16 protein-coding genes and 1 pseudogene are annotated in these 20,640 nt (G+C 59.5%); 14 read left to right on the top strand and 3 right to left on the bottom strand.

All coding sequences use genetic code 11. The features are described 5' to 3' along the window. Window positions 1-47 precede the first annotated feature (47 nt). From hpt to DWV32_RS08320, 4 genes and pseudogenes are all read left to right on the top strand, one after another. Entirely contained in the window at window positions 48-596 is a 549-nt protein-coding gene (gene hpt / locus DWV32_RS08335) for a hypoxanthine phosphoribosyltransferase (RefSeq protein WP_117757872.1), read from the top strand. A gap of 1 nt (window position 597) precedes the next feature. Continuing rightward, window positions 598-2,737 (top strand): annotated as a pseudogene (gene ftsH, locus DWV32_RS08330) (ATP-dependent zinc metalloprotease FtsH). A gap of 176 nt (window positions 2,738-2,913) precedes the next feature. After that, complete coding sequence (locus DWV32_RS08325) at window positions 2,914-4,104, top strand: pyridoxal phosphate-dependent aminotransferase (RefSeq protein ID WP_117757871.1); 1,191 nt, start codon at window positions 2,914-2,916, stop codon at window positions 4,102-4,104. A 159-nt stretch (window positions 4,105-4,263) separates the two neighbouring features. Continuing rightward, a complete protein-coding gene (locus tag DWV32_RS08320; RefSeq protein ID WP_117629855.1) occupies window positions 4,264-5,085 on the top strand; it encodes a phosphatase in 822 nt (273 codons plus the stop codon). 79 nt (window positions 5,086-5,164) lie between these two features. On the opposite strand, the gene rlmD is transcribed toward DWV32_RS08320, so the two are convergent. Beyond that, window positions 5,165-6,613: a 23S rRNA (uracil(1939)-C(5))-methyltransferase RlmD gene (gene rlmD, locus DWV32_RS08315; protein WP_117757870.1), complete on the bottom strand. Its 1,449-nt coding sequence runs from the start codon at window positions 6,611-6,613 to the stop codon at window positions 5,165-5,167. A 347-nt stretch (window positions 6,614-6,960) separates the two neighbouring features. Between rlmD and DWV32_RS08310 the strand changes: the two genes are divergently transcribed. The 4 genes from DWV32_RS08310 (at window position 6,961) to DWV32_RS08295 (ending at window position 11,768) form a co-directional block, all read left to right on the top strand. Next, window positions 6,961-7,821 carry a transporter substrate-binding domain-containing protein gene (locus tag DWV32_RS08310; protein WP_117757869.1) on the top strand — a complete coding sequence of 287 codons (861 nt, stop codon included), beginning with the start codon at window positions 6,961-6,963 and terminating at the stop codon, window positions 7,819-7,821. 150 nt (window positions 7,822-7,971) lie between these two features. Next, window positions 7,972-8,625 (top strand): amino acid ABC transporter permease, encoded by a 654-nt coding sequence (locus tag DWV32_RS08305; protein ID WP_233540443.1) that lies wholly within the window; start codon window positions 7,972-7,974, stop codon window positions 8,623-8,625. Further along, entirely contained in the window at window positions 8,618-9,382 is a 765-nt protein-coding gene (locus DWV32_RS08300) for an amino acid ABC transporter ATP-binding protein (protein ID WP_117757867.1), read from the top strand. The genes DWV32_RS08305 and DWV32_RS08300 overlap by 8 nt, the downstream gene beginning before the upstream one ends. A gap of 310 nt (window positions 9,383-9,692) precedes the next feature. Continuing rightward, window positions 9,693-11,768 carry a translation factor GTPase family protein gene (locus tag DWV32_RS08295; protein WP_117757866.1) on the top strand — a complete coding sequence of 692 codons (2,076 nt, stop codon included), beginning with the start codon at window positions 9,693-9,695 and terminating at the stop codon, window positions 11,766-11,768. Window positions 11,769-11,881: 113 nt separating this feature from the next. Here the strand turns inward: DWV32_RS08295 and DWV32_RS08290 are convergent, their stop codons facing one another. Both DWV32_RS08290 and DWV32_RS08285 read right to left on the bottom strand, forming a co-directional pair. Further along, window positions 11,882-12,865 carry a DNA/RNA non-specific endonuclease gene (locus DWV32_RS08290; RefSeq protein ID WP_117757865.1) on the bottom strand — a complete coding sequence of 328 codons (984 nt, stop codon included), beginning with the start codon at window positions 12,863-12,865 and terminating at the stop codon, window positions 11,882-11,884. 119 nt (window positions 12,866-12,984) lie between these two features. Next, on the bottom strand, window positions 12,985-13,995 hold the full coding sequence (locus DWV32_RS08285) for a LacI family DNA-binding transcriptional regulator (RefSeq protein WP_233540442.1): 1,011 nt from the start codon (window positions 13,993-13,995) through the stop codon (window positions 12,985-12,987). A 415-nt stretch (window positions 13,996-14,410) separates the two neighbouring features. Here DWV32_RS08285 and DWV32_RS08280 point away from each other — a divergent pair, with 415 nt between their 5' ends. The 6 genes from DWV32_RS08280 to DWV32_RS08255 all read left to right on the top strand — a co-directional run bounded on the left by DWV32_RS08280 (window position 14,411) and on the right by DWV32_RS08255 (window position 20,407). Then, window positions 14,411-15,883: a PTS fructose transporter subunit IIC gene (locus DWV32_RS08280; protein ID WP_117757863.1), complete on the top strand. Its 1,473-nt coding sequence runs from the start codon at window positions 14,411-14,413 to the stop codon at window positions 15,881-15,883. Between the two features lie 144 nt (window positions 15,884-16,027). Further along, window positions 16,028-17,302 carry a class II D-tagatose-bisphosphate aldolase non-catalytic subunit gene (locus DWV32_RS08275; protein WP_006235615.1) on the top strand — a complete coding sequence of 425 codons (1,275 nt, stop codon included), beginning with the start codon at window positions 16,028-16,030 and terminating at the stop codon, window positions 17,300-17,302. Between the two features lie 125 nt (window positions 17,303-17,427). Beyond that, window positions 17,428-18,111 carry a fructose-6-phosphate aldolase gene (gene fsa, locus DWV32_RS08270; RefSeq protein WP_117757862.1) on the top strand — a complete coding sequence of 228 codons (684 nt, stop codon included), beginning with the start codon at window positions 17,428-17,430 and terminating at the stop codon, window positions 18,109-18,111. Window positions 18,112-18,173: 62 nt separating this feature from the next. Further along, window positions 18,174-19,004: a transketolase gene (locus DWV32_RS08265; RefSeq protein ID WP_117757861.1), complete on the top strand. Its 831-nt coding sequence runs from the start codon at window positions 18,174-18,176 to the stop codon at window positions 19,002-19,004. Then, on the top strand, window positions 19,004-19,942 hold the full coding sequence (locus DWV32_RS08260) for a transketolase family protein (RefSeq protein WP_117757860.1): 939 nt from the start codon (window positions 19,004-19,006) through the stop codon (window positions 19,940-19,942). The genes DWV32_RS08265 and DWV32_RS08260 overlap by 1 nt, the downstream gene beginning before the upstream one ends. 12 nt (window positions 19,943-19,954) lie before the next feature. After that, a complete protein-coding gene (locus tag DWV32_RS08255) occupies window positions 19,955-20,407 on the top strand; it encodes a PTS sugar transporter subunit IIA (RefSeq protein ID WP_117757859.1) in 453 nt (150 codons plus the stop codon). Window positions 20,408-20,640 lie beyond the last annotated feature (233 nt).

Here is a 20,640-nt window from a genome sequence, read left to right as displayed (position 1 = left end):
GCGTCCATGCGGCGGTGCGTGGGCGATAAGCACAAGAAAGGGTTGTCATGGCTTCTCAACATCCGGATATCGAGAAGGTTCTGTTTACGCAGGAGGATATCGACGGTATCGTCTCTCGCCTAGGCGAGCAGATTACTCGCGACTACGCGGGTAAGGATCTGGTGCTGATTGCGGTCCTGCGCGGCGCCGTGGTCTTTATGGGCGACCTGATGCGCAAGATCGAGCTGCCGACCAACATCGATTTCATGGCTGTTTCGAGCTATGGCGACGGTGTGAAGTCTTCGGGCATAGTGCGTATCATTAAGGACCTGGATATCGACATCCGTGGTCGCGACGTGCTGATTGTCGAGGACATTCTGGACTCGGGCCTGACCCTCAAGTACCTGATGAAGAATCTCGAGAGCCGTAAGCCCGCCTCGCTGGAGGTCGCTGCCTTCCTGTGGAAGGACGTTGAGGACCGCGTCTCGGCCGTCACGCCCAAGTATGTTGGAACCCATTGCCCCGATGCCTTTGTGGTGGGCTACGGCCTCGACTATGCCGAGCGCTATCGCAACCTTCCGTATCTGGGCATTTTGAAACCGGAGGTTTATTCGTAAGATGCCCGACGACCGTAACGACAACAATTCCCAGACTCCCCGGGACCCAAAGATCCCGGGGATGCCCGGAGGCAAGAAGCCCACGCGTACGGGCTGGCTGTATTTTCTTTTGGCTTGCGCGCTCCTGGGTTACGCCTTCTTTAACATGGGCTCCGGCTTTGCCAACTCCAGCAATACCGTAAAGCTCGCGACGAGTGAGATGGGTCAGCGCCATCAAGCAGGATCGCGTCGAAGATCTGACCTATACGGTTCAGGACGGAAGCGTGACGGGTCATTACTGGAAGACGAAAAAGGACAAGGGCGACACGAGCGAGCTCAAGAGCTTTTCCTCGACCTATGTCGGTTCCGATTCGCTTGCCGAGCTCATGGCGGAGCACCCCGATACCAAGTACATCGTCAACACCAACGATCCCGATTTTTGGGGCGACTTGGCGATGAGTGTGCTTCCGACGATTGCCCTGATCGCCATCATGTTCTACTTTATGCGCCAGATGATGGGCGCCAATAATAGGAACATGCAGTTTGGCAAGACCAACGCCAAGACCAACGAGGCCACGCGCCCCAAGGTCAAGTTCGAGGACGTTGCCGGCGTGGACGAGGCAGTCGAAGAGCTCGAGGAGATCCGCGACTTTTTGAGCGATCCGGACCGCTATCGCAAGCTGGGTGCCAAGATTCCGCGCGGCGTGTTGCTGGTGGGCCCTCCGGGTACCGGTAAAACCCTGCTGGCCAAGGCCGTTGCCGGCGAGGCGGGCGTGCCGTTCTTTAGTATCTCGGGCTCTGACTTTGTCGAGATGTTCGTGGGTGTTGGCGCCAGCCGCGTGCGCGACCTTTTTAAGGAGGCCAAGTCTCAGGCTCCGTCGATCATCTTTATTGACGAGATCGATGCCGTGGGACGTCAGCGTGGAGCCGGTTTGGGCGGAGGCCACGACGAGCGCGAGCAGACGCTCAACCAGCTGCTGGTCGAGATGGACGGTTTTGAGGAAAGCGAGTCGGTCATCCTGATCGCCGCGACCAACCGCCCCGATATTTTGGACCCGGCGCTGCTGCGCCCCGGCCGTTTTGACCGTCAGGTTACGGTCGACCGTCCGGACGTGAAGGGCCGCGAGCAGATCTTGCGCGTGCATGCCGAGAACAAGCCGATGGACGAGGACGTTAAGTTTGAGAAGCTCGCCCAGATGACCGTTGGCTTTACCGGCGCCGATCTGGCGAACCTGCTCAATGAGTCTGCGCTTTTGGCTGCTCGCCGCCATCGTTCCGTGATCTCGATGGACGAGGTCGAGGAGTCGATGGAGCGCGTGATTGCCGGACCGCAGCGCAAGGGTCGCGTGATGACCGAAGCCGAGCGCACCACGATTGCCTACCACGAGAGCGGTCATGCCCTGGTGGGTCATATCCTGGAGCACTCCGATCCGGTTCACAAGATTTCGATTGTCAGCCGTGGCCAGGCTCTGGGCTACACACTGCAGCTTCCGCAGGAGGATCACTTCCTCAAGACCAAGAACGAGATGCTCGATGAGCTTGCCGTGTTCTTGGGCGGTCGCGTTGCTGAGGAGCTCATGTGCGACGACATCACGTCGGGCGCGAGCAACGACCTGGAGCGCGCGACCAAGATGGCGCGCGAGATGGTCACGCGTCTGGGCATGAGCGAGGAACTGGGCACGCAGGTGTTTGGCGAGGCGCAGCATCAGGTGTTCCTGGGCCGCGATTACGCCGATCACCAGGATTATTCCGAGGAGACGGCGCGCCGCATCGATATCGAGGTTCAGCGCATCATGCGCGAAGCCCATCGCCGTGCGGTCGAGATTTTGGATGCCCGTCGCGATCAGCTCGATCTGATGGCGAAGGTGCTGCTTGAGCGCGAGACCGTCGAAGGCGACGCCGTGAACGCCCTGCTCGACAACGAGTGGGATGCTTACCTTGAGCGCGAGGGCGATATCCTGGCGGCCAAGGAGGAGCGCAACGCCAAGGCGGCCGGCATGCCGACCAAGAAGTGCTCGCCTCGCATGAGCGAGGAGGAGCTGGCGGCTGATGCTGCGGCCTTTGCGCAGGCGGCCATGCGGGAGGATGCCGAAGCCGCATCCGATGATGCCGGTGATGGCAATGCTGTCAACGCTGACGGCAACACCGACGCCGACAAATAGTTCTTGTAGCGAAAGCCTCTGCGGGGAAACCTGTGGAGGCTTTTTCTTTTGAGCGATATGTTGATTGGGGACAGACTTAAATGAGCGTTTTCACGCATTTAAGTCTGTCCCCAATCAACATTGTGGCGCTCTAGTTGGCTAAAGCGTACAATAGCGCCTATGCGAAAGGGGAACAGATGATCAACGAAACTATGTATGCTCGCGGTGCGGAAAGCTCCATCATCCGTGAGATTTTTAGCTATGGCCTTGAGCGCAAGGCACAGATCGGTGCGGAAAACGTATTCGATTTTTCGCTGGGCAACCCGAGTGTTCCGGCGCCCGCTGCTGTTGCTGAGTCCATTAAGAAGGCATTGGAGCTGCCGAGCGACCAGCTGCATGGATACACGCCTGCGCCGGGTCTGCCGCAATGTCGAGCGGCCGTCGCCGACTCGCTCAACCGTCGCTTTGGCACGAGCTATGAGGGCAAGGACGTCTTTATGACGGTGGGTGCCGCGGCTTCGCTCACCTGCACGCTCAACGCCGTTACGAACCCGGGCGATGAGGTTGTTGTTATCGCCCCGTACTTTCCGGAGTATCGCGTGTGGATTGAGAAGGCCGGCTGCACGTGTGTTGAGGCGCTCGCCGATGAAGATACGTTCCAGCTGAGCGTGAGTAACGTGCTCAAGGCGATTACCGATAAGACGGCTGCCGTCATCATCGACTCGCCCAACAATCCGACCGGTGCCGTATATACACGCGACACGCTGACGCGACTGGCCAATGTTCTGCGCGAGGCCAACGCTCAGCGCGATCCCGAGAATCCGATTATGCTCATCTCTGATGAGCCGTATCGCGAGATTGTCTATGGCGCCGAGGTGCCTTGGGTGCCTTCGATCTACGAGCACACCATCGTGTGCTACTCGTATTCCAAGTCGCTTTCGCTACCGGGCGAGCGCGTCGGGTGGATCCTGGTTCCCAATACGAATCCTCAGGCAGCTCGTCTAATGCCCGCCGTTGCCGGTGCCGCCCGTACGCTGGGCTTCGTGTGTGCACCGGCGCTCTTCCAGCGTGTAATCATCGACTGCATTGATGAACCGAGCGATGTCGAGGCCTATGCTCGCAACCGCACCGCGCTTACCGATGCACTAGCGGAGTACGGCTACACCTATGTTGAGCCGGATGGCGCGTTCTACCTATGGGTGAAAGCGCTGGAGTCCGATGCGAATGCGTTCTGTGAGCGCGCGAAGAAGCATGAGCTGCTCGCGGTGCCTTCGGATAGCTTTGGCATGCCGGGCTGGTTCCGCCTGGGCTACTGCGTGAGCTATGAGACAATCGTCAACTCTCTGCCTGCCTGGAAGCAGCTGGCCGACGAATATCGTCGAAAGTAAAGCGCTCTGCTTACAATGTTTTACGTGAAACGGGGTTTGGTTTTAAGCCAGACCCCGTTGTCTATGCCGTTGTGTGATTGGGATGAAGCAGTTTTACGACTGCCGAAAGCTATGCGTACAATGAATATACGCGACGGCCATACTGGACAAGGAGACCCGATGCCCTACCTTCTTTCTTGTGATATTCATACTCATACGATGTTCTCTGCGCATGCGTACTCAACCATCGAGGAGAACATCTATTGGGCGGCGGAGCGCGGCCTTCAGGTGCTCGGTTCCGCCGATCATTTAAGCTCGATGGTTACGCCTTGTCCCAATGACCTGCGCAGTTTCCAATTCTTTATTAACCAGGATATCTGGCCGCGCATTTGGAGCGGCGTGCTGGTGCTGCGTGGTGCCGAGGCTGATATCGTTTCGCTGGACGGCAGCTTGTTTGGCGAAGACATTCCCGTTTCGCTCGATATCGCCGGCGATTCGTATAGTCGTGAGCATTCGCTGTTCGATTTGGTGACGCGTAATTTGGATTATTTGGTGGCAAGCGTGCATAACCCGCAGTTTGCCGAAGGCGCGACGCTCGCCCAAACGACCCAGATGTACATCAATGCCCTGGAGCACCCCAAGGTGTTCATGCTTGGGCATGCGGGTCGTTCGGGCGTGCCGTTCGATATCGATGAGGTGCTGTTGGCGGCCAAGGCCAAGCACAAGATCATCGAGATCAACAACCATAGTCTTGAACACGGTGTCGACACTGAGCATTGGGCCGTATGCCGCAAGATCGCCGAGCGCTGCGCCGAGCTGGGCGTGGGTATTGGCGTGTCGACCGATGCCCACATTGGCATGGCCATTGGCAAGCTCGATCACGCGCGCAAGATGCTCGACGAGATTCACTTCCCGCTGGATTTGATCGTGACGCGCGACCGCGAGACGCTGCTGCGCGAGATGGCGGCAGCCGGCGTGTGTGACCTGCGCAAGGGGATGTAGCGGGCTCATATAGCCAACGAAAGGGGGGCGGTCCAGACGGGCCGCCCCCTTTCTTGTCCCAAAAATCGACCGGGGTGGGTTAGCGGCGCTCGAGGATCGCTACGGTTTCGGTGTGGTCGGTATGGGGGAACATGTCGACCGGCGTGATCTTGAGCAGGCGATAGCCTCCGTCGAGGAGCTGGTGCAGGTCGCGCTCTTGGGTCACGGGGTTGCAGCTGATGTAGGTGATGCGGCGTGGCTTGAGCGCGCAAGCGGCTTCGAGGAACTCGGGTGTGGATCCGGCGCGCGGTGGGTCGATGGAGAGAACGTCAACACGCTCGTTGTTATCGGCGGCGTCCAGGATGTAACCGGTGGCGTCGTCGGCCATAAACCAAGCGCTGCGGGTAAGGCCGTTGAGCTCGGCATTGCGACGTGCGTCGGCAATGCCCGCGGGGTTTCGCTCCACGCCGAGCAGCATAATGCCGACGCCCCTGTCCTGGGCATCCTTCGCGGCGCAAAGGCCGATGGTGCCGCTGCCGCAGTAGGCATCCATAAGCACGTCGCCCTGGCGCAAATCCATGCCTTCGATAGCGAACTGGTAGAGCAGCTCGGTCTGCTGCGGATTGGTCTGATAGAAAGCGGTAGGGGAGATGTCGAACTCACAGCCGAGTAGCTGGTCGCGCATGCACTCAGCGCCATATACGATACGGGTTTCCTCGCCCAGGATGGCGTTGCCAGGGCGTCCGTTGATATTTTGGGCAACGGTGACGATACGCGGATCGAGTGCGGCGACGGCCTCAAAAAACTCCTGCGCATGCGGTAAGTCACGCTGGGCGGTCACGAGCGTAACCATGACCTGGTCGGTACGCCAGCCGCGGCGGACTACGGCATGGCGAAGCAAACCAAGATGTTTGTCCTCATTAAACGCGGGAATATGCAGCCGCTCAGCTTCGCGTGCGATGCCGTTGAGAATCTGGCGCGCACCGGGGGCCTCGACAGGGCACTCGGGTACGGCAACGATCTTGTGCGTGCCGCGCTCAAAGAAACCGCAACGGACAGCACCCTCCTTACCGGGAGCAAAGGGGGTGGCAGCCTTATGACGAAAGCTACGCGGCGCAGGATATTTACCCGGGTCGCCCAGGGTAACACCCATACCGCGAATGGGATCAACGGCAATACCCTCGCGCTCGCAGAGCTCAGCAAACAGCTCTTCCATAGCAGCCTGCTTGGCCGCCAGCTGCTTCTTATAAGGACGATTGAGCGCCGTGCATCCACCACAAGCCCGCATGATGGAACAAGGCGACTTGGGATCCACGGCCTTTCGCGCAGGCGAAACCGAATCACTATGTGGGCGCTTGGTGCGAGTCTGAGATGCCTTGTCCTCGCTCCGGCGAGAGCCGGAACGCTTGGCCTTGGCCTTGCCCTTGGTCGATTTACCCTTCGCAACCTGAGACGACTTGGATTTCTTAGAAGTTTTTTTTTCCTCCGACCCCTCAGCCGCCTCAATCAAAGCACGACGAGCCTTACGCTCCGCACGAGATTCTGCCATCAATAACCCCACTAATTCATGAATTAAAGCTGCAAGTATTGTACCGTGCCAAGCCAGCAGACGATATACAAGCGGTTTAATCGTGTCAGTGATAAGTCCAACGACGTTTGCCCGGCGTGGGCGGGGAGCGGCGCGTAATTAAGTTTATCGCGAGTTCCGCACGCAAAGGAAAGCACTTAATGTGCTTTCCGTCTTGCGCAGGACTGTAGAGCAGGAAACTTAATTACGCGCCGCTCCCCGCCCACGCCGGGCAAACCCTCCCTTGTACTCTATCAAGGTAAAGTGTATGATTCTGAACGTTACATGACTCACTTTACTTAACTAAAGTGCCACCAAGGGGGAATACCATGAATACCGATATGTCTCGTCGTCAGTTTGTTGGCCTAGCCGGCTCGTTTGCCACGGTGCTTGGCCTTGGTCTTGTCGGCTGCGGCGGTGGTTCCGGCAAGGGCTCCGCTGCTGGCTCTGCCGCGGCCAAGGACGTGAAGGGCGCTGCGGAGTCCAAGAAGCTCGTGGTGGGCTTTGATAAGTCCTATCCTCCGTACGGCTTTGTGGGCGACGACGGCGAGTACACTGGTTTCGACCTCGATCTTGCCAAGGCCGTTGCAGACAAGCAGGGCTGGGAGGTCAAATACGAGGCCATCGATTGGGATGCCAAGGACACGCTGCTCAACTCGGGTGCCATCAACTGCATCTGGAACGGCTTTACCATGGAGGGCCGCGAGGACGACTACACGTTCTCCGAGCCGTACATGCTCAATGAGCAGGTGCTGGTGGTCAAGAAGGATGCGGGCATCAAGAGCTGGGACGATCTTGCCGGCAAGACCGTGATTACCCAGACTGATTCCGCCGCTCAGGACGTGCTCGAGGGTGACCAGAAGGATCTGGCGGCGACGTTTGCCACGCTCGATACCATCGGTGAGTACAACACGGCGTTTATGCAGCTCGAGAGCGGCGCGGTCGATGCCGTGGCTTGCGACCTTTCGATTGCCCAGTATCAGCTTGCCGCCAAGCCCGATGCCTATACGCAGCTCGACAAGCCGCTGTCCAGCGAGCACTACGCCGTCGGCTTTAAGAAGGGCGACACCAAGTCGGCCGACGCCGTGACCGAGTCGCTCAAGGCGCTCTACGAGGACGGCACGGTCAAGGACCTGTGCGACAAGTATTCAAGCTATGGTCTTTCCTTCGACAACTGGGTGCTCAAATAGCGGCTTTCCCAGGCACCCGATTTTGCCGTTCAAACCGTCGCTTGCGTACATTTAGTACGCGGCGCTCCTCTTTCACGGCAAACTCGGGCACCTGGAAAACCCGCTTTAGCATTGGGTTCGCTGTTCCGTTACTGTGAAAGAGAGCTTGGGTTGTCTATTCAGGTCATGATGCAGATGCTTGGCCAGGGATTCTTGGTCAGCTTGCAGCTGTTTGTGCTGACGCTGTTGGGGTCGATTCCGCTGGGAATTCCCGTGGCGTTTATGCGCATGAGCAAAATTGCGCCGCTTCGCTGGATCGCGCGCATCTATATTTCGGTGATGCGCGGCACGCCGCTCATGCTACAGATGTTTGCCATCTACTTTGCCCCGTACTACGTGTTCGGCATCTCGCTCACGCCCGATTCCAAATGGACGGCATGCGTCGTGGCGTTCTTCATCAACTACGCCGGCTACTTTGCCGAGATCTATCGCTCGGGCTTGCAGTCCATTCCGCGCGGTCAATACGAGGCAGCCGAGGTGCTGGGCTATTCGCGCATGCAGACGTTTCTGTATATCGTGATGCCGCAGGTCGCCAAGCGTATTCTGCCGGCGATGGGCAACGAGATCATCACGCTGGTTAAGGACACGTCGCTGGCGTTTGCCATTGGCGTGGGTGAGATGTTCTCGACCGCCAAGGCGCTGGTTGCCTCGCAGGTGAGCATGGTGCCGTTTGCGATTGCGGCGCTGATCTACTGGGTCTTTAACTTTGTGGTCGAGATGCTGTTGGGCGCCGCCGAGAAAAAATTGGATTACTACCATGACTAATTCGGTAATGAATATAACGAGCGCGCGCAAGGCGTTTGGTGGCAATGAGGTGCTCAAAGATATTTCGCTCGAGGTCAAGCGCGGCGAGGTCGTGGCGATTATCGGGCCTTCGGGCGGCGGTAAGTCCACACTGCTGCGCTGCGCCACGCTGCTCGAGACGCTCGATGGTGGCTCGCTCTCGTTTGGCGACCTTGCGGTTGCGACGGATGCGGGATCGGGTGCGGTCTATGCGAAGGGAGATGTTCCCAAGCAAGCGCGTTCGCGTTTTGGTCTGGTGTTCCAGAACTACAATCTGTTCCCGCACTATACCGTGATGAAAAATATCACCGATGCGCCGATTCGCGTGCTTAAGCGTCCGCGCGAGCAGGCGGAAGCCCGCGCTCACGAGCTGATTGCGCAAATGGGGCTGACGGGCAACGAGAACAAGGTGCCGTGTGAGCTTTCGGGCGGTCAGCAGCAGCGCGTGAGTATTGCCCGCGCCCTGGCGCTCGATCCGGAAATCTTATTCTTTGACGAGCCGACCTCGGCGCTCGACCCCGAACTGACGGCCGAGGTGCTGCGTGTCATTAAGGACCTGGCGGCGCAGAATATGACGATGGTGATCGTGACCCACGCGATGCAATTTGCGCGCGATGTTGCCGACCGCGTGGTCTTTATGGACGGTGGTCGTATTGCCGAGGAGGGTCCTGCCGAGCAGGTCATCGACCATCCGCGCGAGCAGCGTACCCGCGAGTTCTTGAGCCGTATCGAGGGATAGGCTCAGCTATCTACTCAACTATTAATTGAGGCGAAGTCGCCGCAGGTCTTACCGTCTGTGGCGGCTTTTTGTTTGCATCGACGGGGTTCAATAATCGCCTCACAAGCTTGTCTCTTCCTCTCGCCGCCTGTATTCATACGTGCGCCGAAAGGTATGCATGGACAGCCGCCCGTGAGGGTAGGGTGGTGGCATAGGACATTTGGAGGGTGAGTCGGCTCGGCTGCCGACCATGCTGCTCCCGGGACGGCACCGACCGCGAACCCTCCCCGTTGGCGTCGCGCATTGCGCGCGGCCCTGCAAGGAGGTCATCATGGGTGCTCCCAAGACCGGTAACGTAAGGAACGTGGTGCTCGTAGGCCAAGGCGGGGTGGGCAAGACTTCACTCGCCGAGGCCATTCTCCACCTTTCCGGTAAGACCGCCCGTCTGGGCGGCCACGACGGCACCAAGCCTACGCTCGACTATGACCCCGAAGAGGTCAAGCGTGCATTCTCCATCTCGACGACCATCGCGCCGATCGACTGGAAGGGCGCGCGCATCAATGTGCTCGATGCCCCGTGCTACCCCGATTTTATCGGCGACGCCTTTGCCGCGATGAGCGTCTGCGAGACGGCTCTGTTTGTGGTTGACGCCGAGGCCGGCCCGCAGCCTACGACGGTTAAGCTCTGGTATGCCGCCGAGGACCTGCGTCTGGCACGTGCGGTATTCGTAAACCGCCTGTCGCGCTCCGAGGCCAGCTTTGCGACCACAATGGACCTGCTGCAGGAGCGCTTTGGCACGCGCCTGGGCGCCGTGACCCTTCCCTGGGGCGAGGGCGAGGACTTTGACGGCATCATCGACCTGGTGCGCATGAAGGCGCGCCATTGCAACGGCATCGAAGCCGTTGAGTCGGAGATTCCCGAGGAGTATCGTGCCCAGGCCGAGGAGGCCCATGACCATCTGTGCGAGTTGGTGGCCGAGGCCGACGATGAGCTGATGATGAAGTACCTGGAAGGCGAGGAGACGCTGACGCAGGAGGAGCTTGAAGGCCTGCTGTCGAAGGCGATCGCCGAGCGCATCTTTGTGCCGGTCTTTGCGGGCGATTGCATTAAGGAGCAGGGCGTCAACTCGCTGATGGACGACATTGCCACGTACTTCCCGGCGCCGACCGACTACGGCGAGATGCCGCTTATCGACGGCGATTCGCTTAAGATCTCGAGTGACGATGATCGTCCGGTGGCGTTTGTGTTTAAGACGCTGGCCGATCCGCAGCAGGGTCGCATCAGCTTTATCAAGGTGCTGACGGGCACGCTTGAGCCGGGCCTTGAGCTGATCAACGCGCGTACCCGCAAGAGCGATCGTCTGGCTCACCTGTATGTGATGTGCGGCCGCGATATGACCGAGGTCGGTCACGCCTATGCCGGCGACATTATCGTGGCGCCCAAGTTGGCGGCCGAGACGGGTGACACGCTCTCCATTACCGGCAAGGTCGAGGCTGCGGCGTTTAAGTTCCCCAACTCGCAGTATCGCATCGCTATTGAGGCCGAGAACCGCGGCGACGAGGAGAAGCTCTACACGTTTATCGAGAAGGCCTGCAAGGCAGACCCGACCATGAGCATCGACCGCGACGAGGAGACTGGCCAGACCATTATCTCCGCCGTTGGCGAGGCGCAGGTTTCGGTGCTGCTCAACCGTCTGGAGGATCGCGCCAAGGTTGCTGCCAAGAGTGTGCCGATCCGCATTCCGTATCGCGAGACCATTCGCCGTACGGCAAGTGCCCAGGGCCGCCATAAGAAGCAGACCGGCGGCGCCGGTCAGTACGGCGACTGCTGGCTGCGCGTGGAGCCGCTCATTGGGCCCGACGGCACGAGCGATGGCTATGAGTTTGTGGACGAGGTCGTGGGCGGCCGCATTCCGCGCTCGCTGATTCCCGCCGTGGACAAGGGCGTCCAGGAGACCATGAAGGACGGCATCATTGCCGGCTATCCGCTCACGGGCATTCGCGTGGCTGTGTACGACGGCTCGTATCACAGCGTCGACTCCAACGAGATGGCGTTCCGCGCGGCGGCTCGCATCGGCCTGCGCAAGGCATGCGCCGATGCCGACCCGGTGGTGCTGGAGCCCATCGAGGAAATCACGGTGACAATCCCCGAGAGCTACGCCGGTGCCGTGATGGGTGACATCTCGGCCTCGCGCGGTCGCGTGACGGGCATGGAGACCGATGAGCGCGGCGATACCGTGGTCATTGCCCAGGCCCCGTTGGCCGAGCTGACGGATTACTCGACGCGCCTGCGCTCTATTACGCGCGGCACGGGCGACTTTACCATGAAGCCCGCTGGCTACGAGCAGGTGCCCTATGACGTTCAGGCCAAGCTGGTCGAGCGCTATGAGGAGGGCCGCGCTAAGTAACGTGTGGCTTTGTCTGCGCCACGCATGTCGATGCAAGGGCCGCTCTGGGTGATCCGGAGCGGCCCTTTTTGATCCCTGGGGGATTGCAAATCGGTTCTTGTCGTGGCTCGGGGCTAATCCCCCGAGGCCTGGTTGCGGCCGGTGGCGTAGTCGATTTGCACATGCGGTTGCAGGTTGTAGCAGTACACGTGGAAGCACAACGTCTTGCCGTGATCCTCGACCGACTGCGCCTCGAGGCGGACACCGCGGCAGACGAGTTCCTCTTCGTTATACATGGGCGTGACGCGGTAGAGCACATGGTTGCCCGTGTCGCGGATGTAGCCGAGAATCTGCTCCTCAAACGGCAGCATGCCCGTTTCGTTGAGATAGCGCGTGCCGGTGAGGAGATTTTTGCGGTTGGCGTTTTCGCCGCAGAGCGACCAGGCGATGAGGTGGCAGCGGTTGTAGAGGCTCTGGCCCGGAATAAAGTCGTAGCGCTGCTGGTGCCAACCGGCAGGATGGATACGCGAGATATCGCCGCGCTCGCCTTGACCGAGTGATTCGGGGCCCACGCAGGCGAGTGCTTTGCGGGTGCGGCCCAGGCTGTCGAGCTTGGAGAACTTCTTAAAGCAGCCCTCTTCGGTGGCGCGCTCGTATTCATCGAGCGTGAATGACGGTGTGCCGAGCGGGTGCGTGCTGTCGGCGCGAAGGGCAACGTAGGGGTTGCCGGCGTAGTCGGGAATGCTGCTGAGATAAACACCGCGGGCGCGGTTGAGGTCGGGGTTTTCAACCTCGTCGATGGGGGTGGCGGCGCTGTCCTCGGCAACGTTGCCGTTGTTGTTGGTCGTGGCGGATTCGGAGCCATCGCCAGAGTCCTGGCCGTTTTGAGGGCCCGGGGAGCTCGCCGTTCCCGATTCGAGCCGAGCGACCAGGTCTGCCTCGTCCTCGGTGCGGCTGGGACTCTCGTTTTGCTTTTCGGCCAGAGCCGCCGCCTGTTCATTGCTTTGCGGCGACAGCAGCTTGGGAGCTCCGTCGAGCGATCCCGTAAACAGCGCAAACCCCAGCACCACGGCGGTGCCGATGGAAAGTACTTGCTTGTAGGTGGACTTGCGCGACATTGAGGCTCCTGGATGGACGGTTGGGAATCTACCAGTCTAGCAGGAGCCGGCAGGGGCCGTTCTATCGAACAAATACTTAAGATTTGGGACAAACACTCCTGATTTATTTGTCCCGCGGTCTAGATCGAGGTGGAGTCGAGCCAGTTGAGCTTGCACTCGAGAATGCGCTGCTCGCCGGGTTCGCTGCTGCCGTCAAGTAGGGCGAGCAGCATCTCGGCTGCTTCGCGACCTTCCTGGTCGACGGGCTCGATGATGGTGGAGACGGTCGGTGTGGTGAGATTAGTCCAGTCTTCGCAGTTGAGTCCCAAAAGGCCGATTTGCTGCGGAAGCAGATGGGCCATGGGCTGAAGTGCCTTGTAGACGCGGGGGAGCGCCCATTGGTTTTGTACGAAGATGAGCGTACGCTTGGCGGGGTTGAATTTGTATTTAAAGTATTCGGTGAGCTCGTTGATTGACGGCTTGTTGTGATCGATGGGGATGGCTTTGTAGAGCTGCCCATTCGCGGCTAATGCCTCGGCATATCCCTGAAAACGTTCCATGCGGGTGCGCATTTCGGTCATATTGGCGGCAATGGAGAAAAAGTCCTCGTAGCCGGCATCGAGAAGCGCCTGCGTGGCGTTGTACACGCCGTCGTAAAGGTTGGTTTTGATCCAGCTGGTACCTGGGCTATAGATGGCCGCATCGAAAAAGACGACCGGCTTGCCGGCACGCCTAATGCGGTCGTGCACGGCTTTGAAGTTTGCCGTGGGCTGGATGATAAAGCCATCGACGCCCAACGAGAGCATCTTGTCGACGTACATGAGCTCGGTCTCGGGGTTAAAGTTGCTCGTGCAAACGACCGTCTGGTAGCCCGCGGGGAGCATGACCTGCTCCATGCCATTGAGAACGAGCCCCGCCCATTTGTTGGTGTTATCCAAAATGATGATGGCGATGACGTGGGTCTGCTTGCCGGTGAGCGTTTGCGCTTGGGCGTTGGGAACGTATCCGAGTTCCTTGATGACGCGCGCAATCTTTGTCTGCGTCTTCTCGCTAAGCTTTTCTCGTTTGTCGTTGAGGTAATACGAGACGCTTGCCGTCGAGGTTCCCGCCTCTCGAGCGACGTCTGCAATCGTAACGCGCTGTTTTGCCACAGCGACTCCTTCCGACAGATGAGCATTTTCCAACATGATGACTTTGAGTCTTGGTGAGGGATGCGCTTCGGTGAGCGACCTTTTCCTTTCATATGAGTATGCAACAAATGCGGTATACGGGTGGGGTCGAAATTTGTGACCGGCATGCGTATCTGCCGTCTACCGAGAAAATCAAATACTTCTTGACTTTTGAAATCGAGGGTAAAATCGCAGGATTCATTTTTGGTTAAACGCATAACTAAATAGCGTAACCAACGCTCTGACCTGCGCGTTTACCGAAATAAGCTGGCATTAAGAAAATTGAGCACCTATATTGGTCTTGTCGAAAAGACAGCAAGTCCAAACGGCAGGGGATGCTCCGGAGGCCTCCGCAAACGGTGTCTTGCGCACGCAACTCTATGAAAAGAGGGAAGCAATGAAGATCGTAGGCGTTGCCGCCTGTACCGTGGGTATCGCCCACACGTATATGGCCCAGAAGGCGATTCAGGATGAATGCGCCGCCCGTGGCATCGAGTGCAAGGTCGAGGCTCAGGGTGGCCTGGGTATCGAGAATGAGCTCACGCAGGAAGACGTGGACTCCGCCGACCTGGTCCTGGAGTCCGTCGACGTGGGTGTCGAGAACGAGGACCGTTTTGAGCAGAAGATGGCCGAGGGCAAGTTCCTGAAGGTCGGTACCTCGGATGTAATCGCCGATCCGGTCAAGATCATCGACCAGGCTGTTGAGATTATCGAGGCGACGGGTGGCGCCGTTGACGCGCCCAAGGCCGAGGCCAAGGCAGAGAAGAAGGCCGTCTCCGCTGCCCCGCAGGCCCCGACACCGGCGTCCAAGCAGTCTATCTTTGCCGATCCTGGCAAGACGCTGCTCAATGCATTCAATACCGGCGTTTCCTATTTTATCCCCATTGTCGTTATCGGTGGCGTGTTCCTCGCCTTCTCGTTGGCATCCGGTACCGCCGGCGCCAACGGCATGGAGGTTACGAATCCGCTGATGGTGAGCCTTAACACCATCGGCATGGCCGGCATCTCCATGATGATTCCAGTGCTTGCGGCTTACATCTCCTACTCGATGGCCGGCAAGCCCGCGCTCGCCCCCGGTTTTGTCCTGGGCTACCTGGTCAACAACGCAGTCGTCACCCCGAGCGGCAACAGTGTTTCGACCGGCTTCTTGGGCGCCATGATTATGGCTGTCATCTGCGGTTACTTTGTCCGCTGGATGAAGACCTGGAAGGTCAACAACACCATCCAGACCATCATGCCGATCTTGATCATCCCGATTCTGACCTCGCTCGTCCTGGGCATGGCCTACATCTACATCCTGGCCACGCCGCTTGGCTTTGTGATGGATTGGCTCACCAGCGTGCTCGGTAGCCTGCAGGGCGGCTCCGCCGTCGTCCTGGGCCTGGTCATTGGCGTTATGACCGCCTTCGATATGGGTGGCCCCATCAACAAGACCGCTTCGACCTTTACTATGGCCATCATGGCCTCCGGCATCTACGGCCCTAACGGTATGTTCCGCGTCGCCGTCGCCATTCCCCCGATCGCCTGTGGCCTCGCTGCGCTCATCGCCAAGAATAAGTTCGATGACGCCGACCGTCAGATGGGTATCTCCGCACTGTTCATGGGCTGCATCGGCATTACCGAGGGCGCTATCCCCTTCGCGGTCAAGGACCTTGGCCACACCCTGCCCGGCATCTGCATCGGCTCTGCCGTGGGTGCGGCGCTCGCCGCCTTCCAGGGTATCGACTGCTACGTCCCGCACGGTGGCTTTATCGTCGCCCTTGCCACCAACAACGTCGCGCTGTTCTGCCTGGACATCGTGATTGGCTCCGTGGTCGCCGCTGCAATCCTGATTGCCATGAAGCCCACGCTCGATAAGCAGGCCAAGTAAACCTTTAAGGACTCCGGTTGTGCGGAGGGATGGATTTGACTCCGCACAACCGCCCCTACACAACAAAATCCATCCGTACTGATAGGGCCCGCATCTGGGTCCCAGGGAACTTTTGTCAAAAATCCTCTGGAGAAGGAGAACAAAATGTCCAACCTCACCATCCGCCAGGCCGTTCAGGGCATGCTCAAGCTGCAGGATAGCGGCGATCACGCAACCATGGTCGGCATTGGCCCCATGAGCCCCAACCTGATTCAGGCCGTGTTCGAGCTTGCCAAGGACGAGGATTTCCCGCCCATGTTTATCGCTAGCCGCAACCAGGTCGATATGGACGAGATGGGCGCCGGCTACGTCAACGGTTGGGACCAGACGCGCTTTGCTGCCGACATCAAGAAGGTTGCCGACGAGGTGGGTTACACCGGTCCGTACTACCTGTGCCGCGATCACGGCGGTCCGTGGCAGCGCGACGAGGAGCGTAACGCCCACCTGCCCGAGGACGAGGCCATGGAGCTCGCCCGCAAGTCCTTTGTCGCCGACATGGAGGCGGGCTTTGACCTGCTGATGGTCGACCCCACCAAGGACCCCTATCAGATCGGCAAGGTTATTCCGCTCGACGTGGTGCTTCGCCGTACGATCGATCTTATCGACTACCTTGAGCAGTACCGTCGCGAGCATAACCTTCCCGAGGTCGCCTATGAGGTCGGTACCGAGGAGACCAATGGCGGCTTGACCTCTACCGATAAGTACGAGGAGTTCATTTCTCAGCTGCAGCCCGAGCTCGAGAAGCGCGGCTGCCCCATGCCCACCTTTATCGTCGGCCAGACCGGCACCCTTACCCGCTGGACGGAGCAGGTCGGTCACTACAACTTCAAGAACGCTCGCGAGCTTGCCGATATGGCCAAGCGCTACGGCGTGGGTCTGAAGGAGCACAACGCCGACTACCTGGATGACGCGACGCTGCTCGAGCATATCCCGGCACACGTGACCGCCTCCAACGTTGCTCCGCAGTATGGCACCGAGGAGACCCGCGCTTACCTCAAACTCTGCGCTACCGAGCAGATTCTGGTCGACAACGGCCTGTGCGACGATCCCTCCGACCTGTATCACACGCTGCTGGTCAAGGCTATCAAGACCGAGCGTTGGCGCAAGTGGATGACCGGCGACGACGTCAACCTGCAGGTTGACGACATCCTGGCCGACGACGAGCTCAGCCTGAAGATTCTGGATGTCTCCGGCCACTACGCCTTTAACGATCCCGAGGTCAAGGAGCAGGTCGAGAAACTCTATCGCAACCTCGCTGCCCAGGACATCGACGGCAAGCGCTTTGTGATCGAGCACATCAAGCGCCCGATCAAGCAGTACGTCGTCGGCCTTAACCTCAAGGGCGTCACGAGCCGCATCGAGAAGGCTCTCGAGGACTAAGTAGTTTTTCCTACACGACGCCGGGCCTGGGGCATGTCCCAGCTGCAGGCCCGGCACATAGGACAAAGGGGCATCCCCTTTGTCCTTTCTTTTGAGTTTTGGATTCCTCCGAAGGAGTTTGCACCATGAAGTTCTTTATCGATACCGCCAACCTTGACGAGATCGCCGAGGCCAAGAGCTGGGGCTGCCTTGCCGGCGTAACCACCAACCCGTCCCTGTACGCCAAGACCGGCGGCAAACTCGCCGACTTTGAGCCCCATATGCTCAAGATTGCCGAGCTCTGCGAGGGCCTGCCCGTGTCCGCCGAGTCCACTGCGACCACTGCTGAGGGCATGATCGAGGAGGGCAAGCGTCTTGCCGCCCTGGCTCCCAACATCGTGGTTAAGCTTCCCGTGTGCGAGGCCGGCCTCGCCGCCTGCCGCGCCCTGGCCGATGCAGGCGTGCGCGTCAACATGACGCTTGTTTTCTCGCCGACCCAGGCCTTGATGGCCGCCAACGCCGGCGCTCGCTACATCAGCCCGTTTGTGGGACGCTTCGACGATATCGCCGAGGACGGTATTTCGCAGCTCGACAACGTTGTGACCTGCATCAAGAACTATGACTGGACTGGCAAGAACGTCGACGACACCGTCGAAATCATCACCGCTTCGGTCCGCACGCCCAACCACGTGACCCAGGCGGCTCTTCTTGGCGCCGACATCGCGACCGTGCCCATGGCCGCTCTCAAGAAGTGCCTGCATCACCCGCTGACCGACCAGGGCCTTGCCTCGTTCGAGGCCGACTGGAAAAAGGTCGTCGAGGCACAGTAACGATGGTTCTGCCGGCCCAGCATTTGTTATGCCGGGCCGGCGTGCTCAAGAGAGGAAACTCCATGACCGATCAGGAACTGGCCAAGATTGCCAATGAGGTTCGCCGCGGTATTGTCACGGGTGTCCACGCCGCCAAGTCGGGGCATCCGGGCGGATCGCTTGGCGCCGCCGACATTATGACCTACCTCTACTTTGAGGAAATGGATGTCGACCCGGCGAATCCGAGCCGCGCCGAGCGCGATCGCTTTGTGCTCTCCAAGGGACATTGCGCTCCGGCACTCTATGCCGTGCTCGCCGAGCGCGGGTTCTTTCCCAGGGAGGAGCTCGAGACGCTCCGTCATATCGGCAGCCGCCTGCAGGGCCATCCCAATATGAATGACACGCCGGGCGTCGACATGTCTACCGGATCGCTCGGTCAGGGTATCTCCGCCGCGGTTGGAATGGCACTTGCCGCAAAGCACTGGGGTGACAGCTACCGCGTCTACACACTGTTGGGCGACGGTGAGTGCGAGGAAGGCCAGGTGTGGGAGGCGGCAATGTTCGCCGGCAACCACGACCTGGATAACCTTGTCGCTATCGTCGATCACAATGGCCTGCAAATTGACGGCAGTATCGATGAAGTCAACTCGGCTATGCCGCTTGCCGACAAGTTCCGCGCCTTTAAGTGGCATGTGATCGAGCTTGCCGACGGTAACGACATGGCGCAGATTGCAGCCGCCTTTGCCGAGGCCCGCAAAGTGAGCGACTCGCCCGTGGCCATTATCGCCGAGACGGTGAAGGGCAAGGGCGTCTCCTTTATGGAAAACCAGGTGGGCTGGCACGGCAAGGCGCCCAACGATGAACAGTTTGAGCAGGCCATGGCCGAGCTCGCAGCAGCAGGGGAGGAGCTCTAATGGCAGACGTCAAGAAGGTCGCCACGCGCGTTAGCTACGGCGAGGCACTTGTCGAGCTGGGCAATGAGCGCGATGACTTTGTAGTGCTCGATGCCGACCTGGCCGCCGCCACACAGACCGGTAAGTTTAAGGCCGCTCATCCTGAGCGCTTCTACGACGCCGGCATTGCCGAGAGCAACTTGATGGGGCTTGCCGCCGGCATTGCGACCACGGGTCGCGTCGCCTTTGCGAGCACCTTTGCTATGTTCGCCGCCGGTCGTGCGTATGAGCAAGTGCGTAACTCCATCGGCTATCCGCACCTCAACGTCAAAATTGGCGCTACGCATGCGGGCATCTCGGTCGGTGAAGACGGCGCTACGCATCAGTGCTGCGAGGATATCGCGCTCATGCGCACGATTCCGGGCATGACGGTGATCGTCCCCGCCGATGACATCGAGGCTCGCGCTTGCGTGCGCGCCGCCTATGAGTTTGAGGGACCGGTCTACATGCGCTTCGGCCGCCTGGCAACACCGGTTATCAACGACCGCGAGGACTATGAGTTCAAGATTGGTCGCGGCGTGGTCGTGCGCGAGGGGTCCGATGTGACCATCGTCGCTTGTGGCCTCATGGTCGCCGAGGCGCTTGAGGCTGCCGAGGCGCTCGCTGCCGATGGTATCGACGCCGAGGTCATCAACATGCATACGATCAAGCCGCTTGATGAGCGCCTGGTGGTTGCCAGCGCCAAGAAGACTGGTCGCGTGGTCACCGCCGAGGAGCATTCGATTATCGGCGGTCTTGGCGAGGCCGTGGCCTCGGTGCTCGCGGAACAGCATCCGGTGCCGATGCGACGCGTCGGCGTGCGCGATGTATATGGCGAGTCCGGCCCTGCGGTCGATTTGCTGCACAAGTACGGTTTGGACGCCGACGGCATCGAAGCCGCGGTCAGGTCCGTGTTGTAAGGAAGGTTTTCCATGGGGTTTGTATCTGCCAACCAAGTGACGATTGGCTACGCCGCCGCCTCGCGCGAGGACGCGCTGCATTATCTGTCCGAGCAGGCTGTTGAGCTTGGTTTTGCCGATGACGCATCTGCTGTAGAGGCTGCCTTTATTGCTCGCGAGAACGAGGCCGAGACCGGCCTTGTCGCCGGTTTTGCCGTTCCGCATGCCAAAAGCGACGCGATTCATACGCCGGGCGTTGCCGTGCTTAAACTGGCCGAGCCCGTTGAATGGCCGAGTTTCGATGGGGTGTCCGTCGATGTTGCGCTCGCGCTGTACGTGCCCGCCGGCGAGGCTGGAACTACGCACCTGCGTCTGCTCTCCAAGGCTGCCGTGATGCTGATGGATGCCGACTTCCGCGACAAAGTGCGCACGAGCACCGATCCTGTCGAGATTGCCGAGCTCATCAACGCCGGGCTCGAGGGTTAGAACGGGCTCTCCGTTCCATTAATCGATCCTTCTCCAAGGAAAAGGGCCGCGACGCTATAGGCGTCGCGGCCCTGTCTGCGTTTCCCCAGATAAAACCTGCCAAAATAAACCTGTCCCTTTTTGGCAGGTTACGTCATAAGGCTTCTGTCTATGTAACGAAAGTACAATATGATATATACGTTATATACAAGGTTGTGACGTGCAGTAGATTTGCGGCAACGCAAGCCGATGAA

This window comes from Collinsella sp. AF04-24 (assembly GCF_003465685.1).
Classification (GTDB): domain Bacteria; phylum Actinomycetota; class Coriobacteriia; order Coriobacteriales; family Coriobacteriaceae; genus Collinsella; species Collinsella aerofaciens_AP.
The sequence above is the reverse complement of the archived record's forward strand: the minus strand, read 5'-3'. Positions and strand labels throughout refer to the sequence as shown.

What these genes read in the sequence shown, in the direction of transcription:
- hpt (WP_117757872.1), top strand. Translation starts at nt 48, where the DNA reads ATGGCTTCTCAACATCCGGATATCGAGAAGGTTCTGTTTACGCAGGAG.
- DWV32_RS08325 (WP_117757871.1), top strand. Translation starts at nt 2,914, where the DNA reads ATGATCAACGAAACTATGTATGCTCGCGGTGCGGAAAGCTCCATCATC.
- DWV32_RS08320 (WP_117629855.1), top strand. Translation starts at nt 4,264, where the DNA reads ATGCCCTACCTTCTTTCTTGTGATATTCATACTCATACGATGTTCTCT.
- rlmD (WP_117757870.1), bottom strand. Translation starts at nt 6,613, where the DNA reads ATGGCAGAATCTCGTGCGGAGCGTAAGGCTCGTCGTGCTTTGATTGAG.
- DWV32_RS08310 (WP_117757869.1), top strand. Translation starts at nt 6,961, where the DNA reads ATGAATACCGATATGTCTCGTCGTCAGTTTGTTGGCCTAGCCGGCTCG.
- DWV32_RS08300 (WP_117757867.1), top strand. Translation starts at nt 8,618, where the DNA reads ATGACTAATTCGGTAATGAATATAACGAGCGCGCGCAAGGCGTTTGGT.
- DWV32_RS08295 (WP_117757866.1), top strand. Translation starts at nt 9,693, where the DNA reads ATGGGTGCTCCCAAGACCGGTAACGTAAGGAACGTGGTGCTCGTAGGC.
- DWV32_RS08290 (WP_117757865.1), bottom strand. Translation starts at nt 12,865, where the DNA reads ATGTCGCGCAAGTCCACCTACAAGCAAGTACTTTCCATCGGCACCGCC.
- DWV32_RS08280 (WP_117757863.1), top strand. Translation starts at nt 14,411, where the DNA reads ATGAAGATCGTAGGCGTTGCCGCCTGTACCGTGGGTATCGCCCACACG.
- DWV32_RS08275 (WP_006235615.1), top strand. Translation starts at nt 16,028, where the DNA reads ATGTCCAACCTCACCATCCGCCAGGCCGTTCAGGGCATGCTCAAGCTG.
- fsa (WP_117757862.1), top strand. Translation starts at nt 17,428, where the DNA reads ATGAAGTTCTTTATCGATACCGCCAACCTTGACGAGATCGCCGAGGCC.
- DWV32_RS08265 (WP_117757861.1), top strand. Translation starts at nt 18,174, where the DNA reads ATGACCGATCAGGAACTGGCCAAGATTGCCAATGAGGTTCGCCGCGGT.
- DWV32_RS08260 (WP_117757860.1), top strand. Translation starts at nt 19,004, where the DNA reads ATGGCAGACGTCAAGAAGGTCGCCACGCGCGTTAGCTACGGCGAGGCA.
- DWV32_RS08255 (WP_117757859.1), top strand. Translation starts at nt 19,955, where the DNA reads ATGGGGTTTGTATCTGCCAACCAAGTGACGATTGGCTACGCCGCCGCC.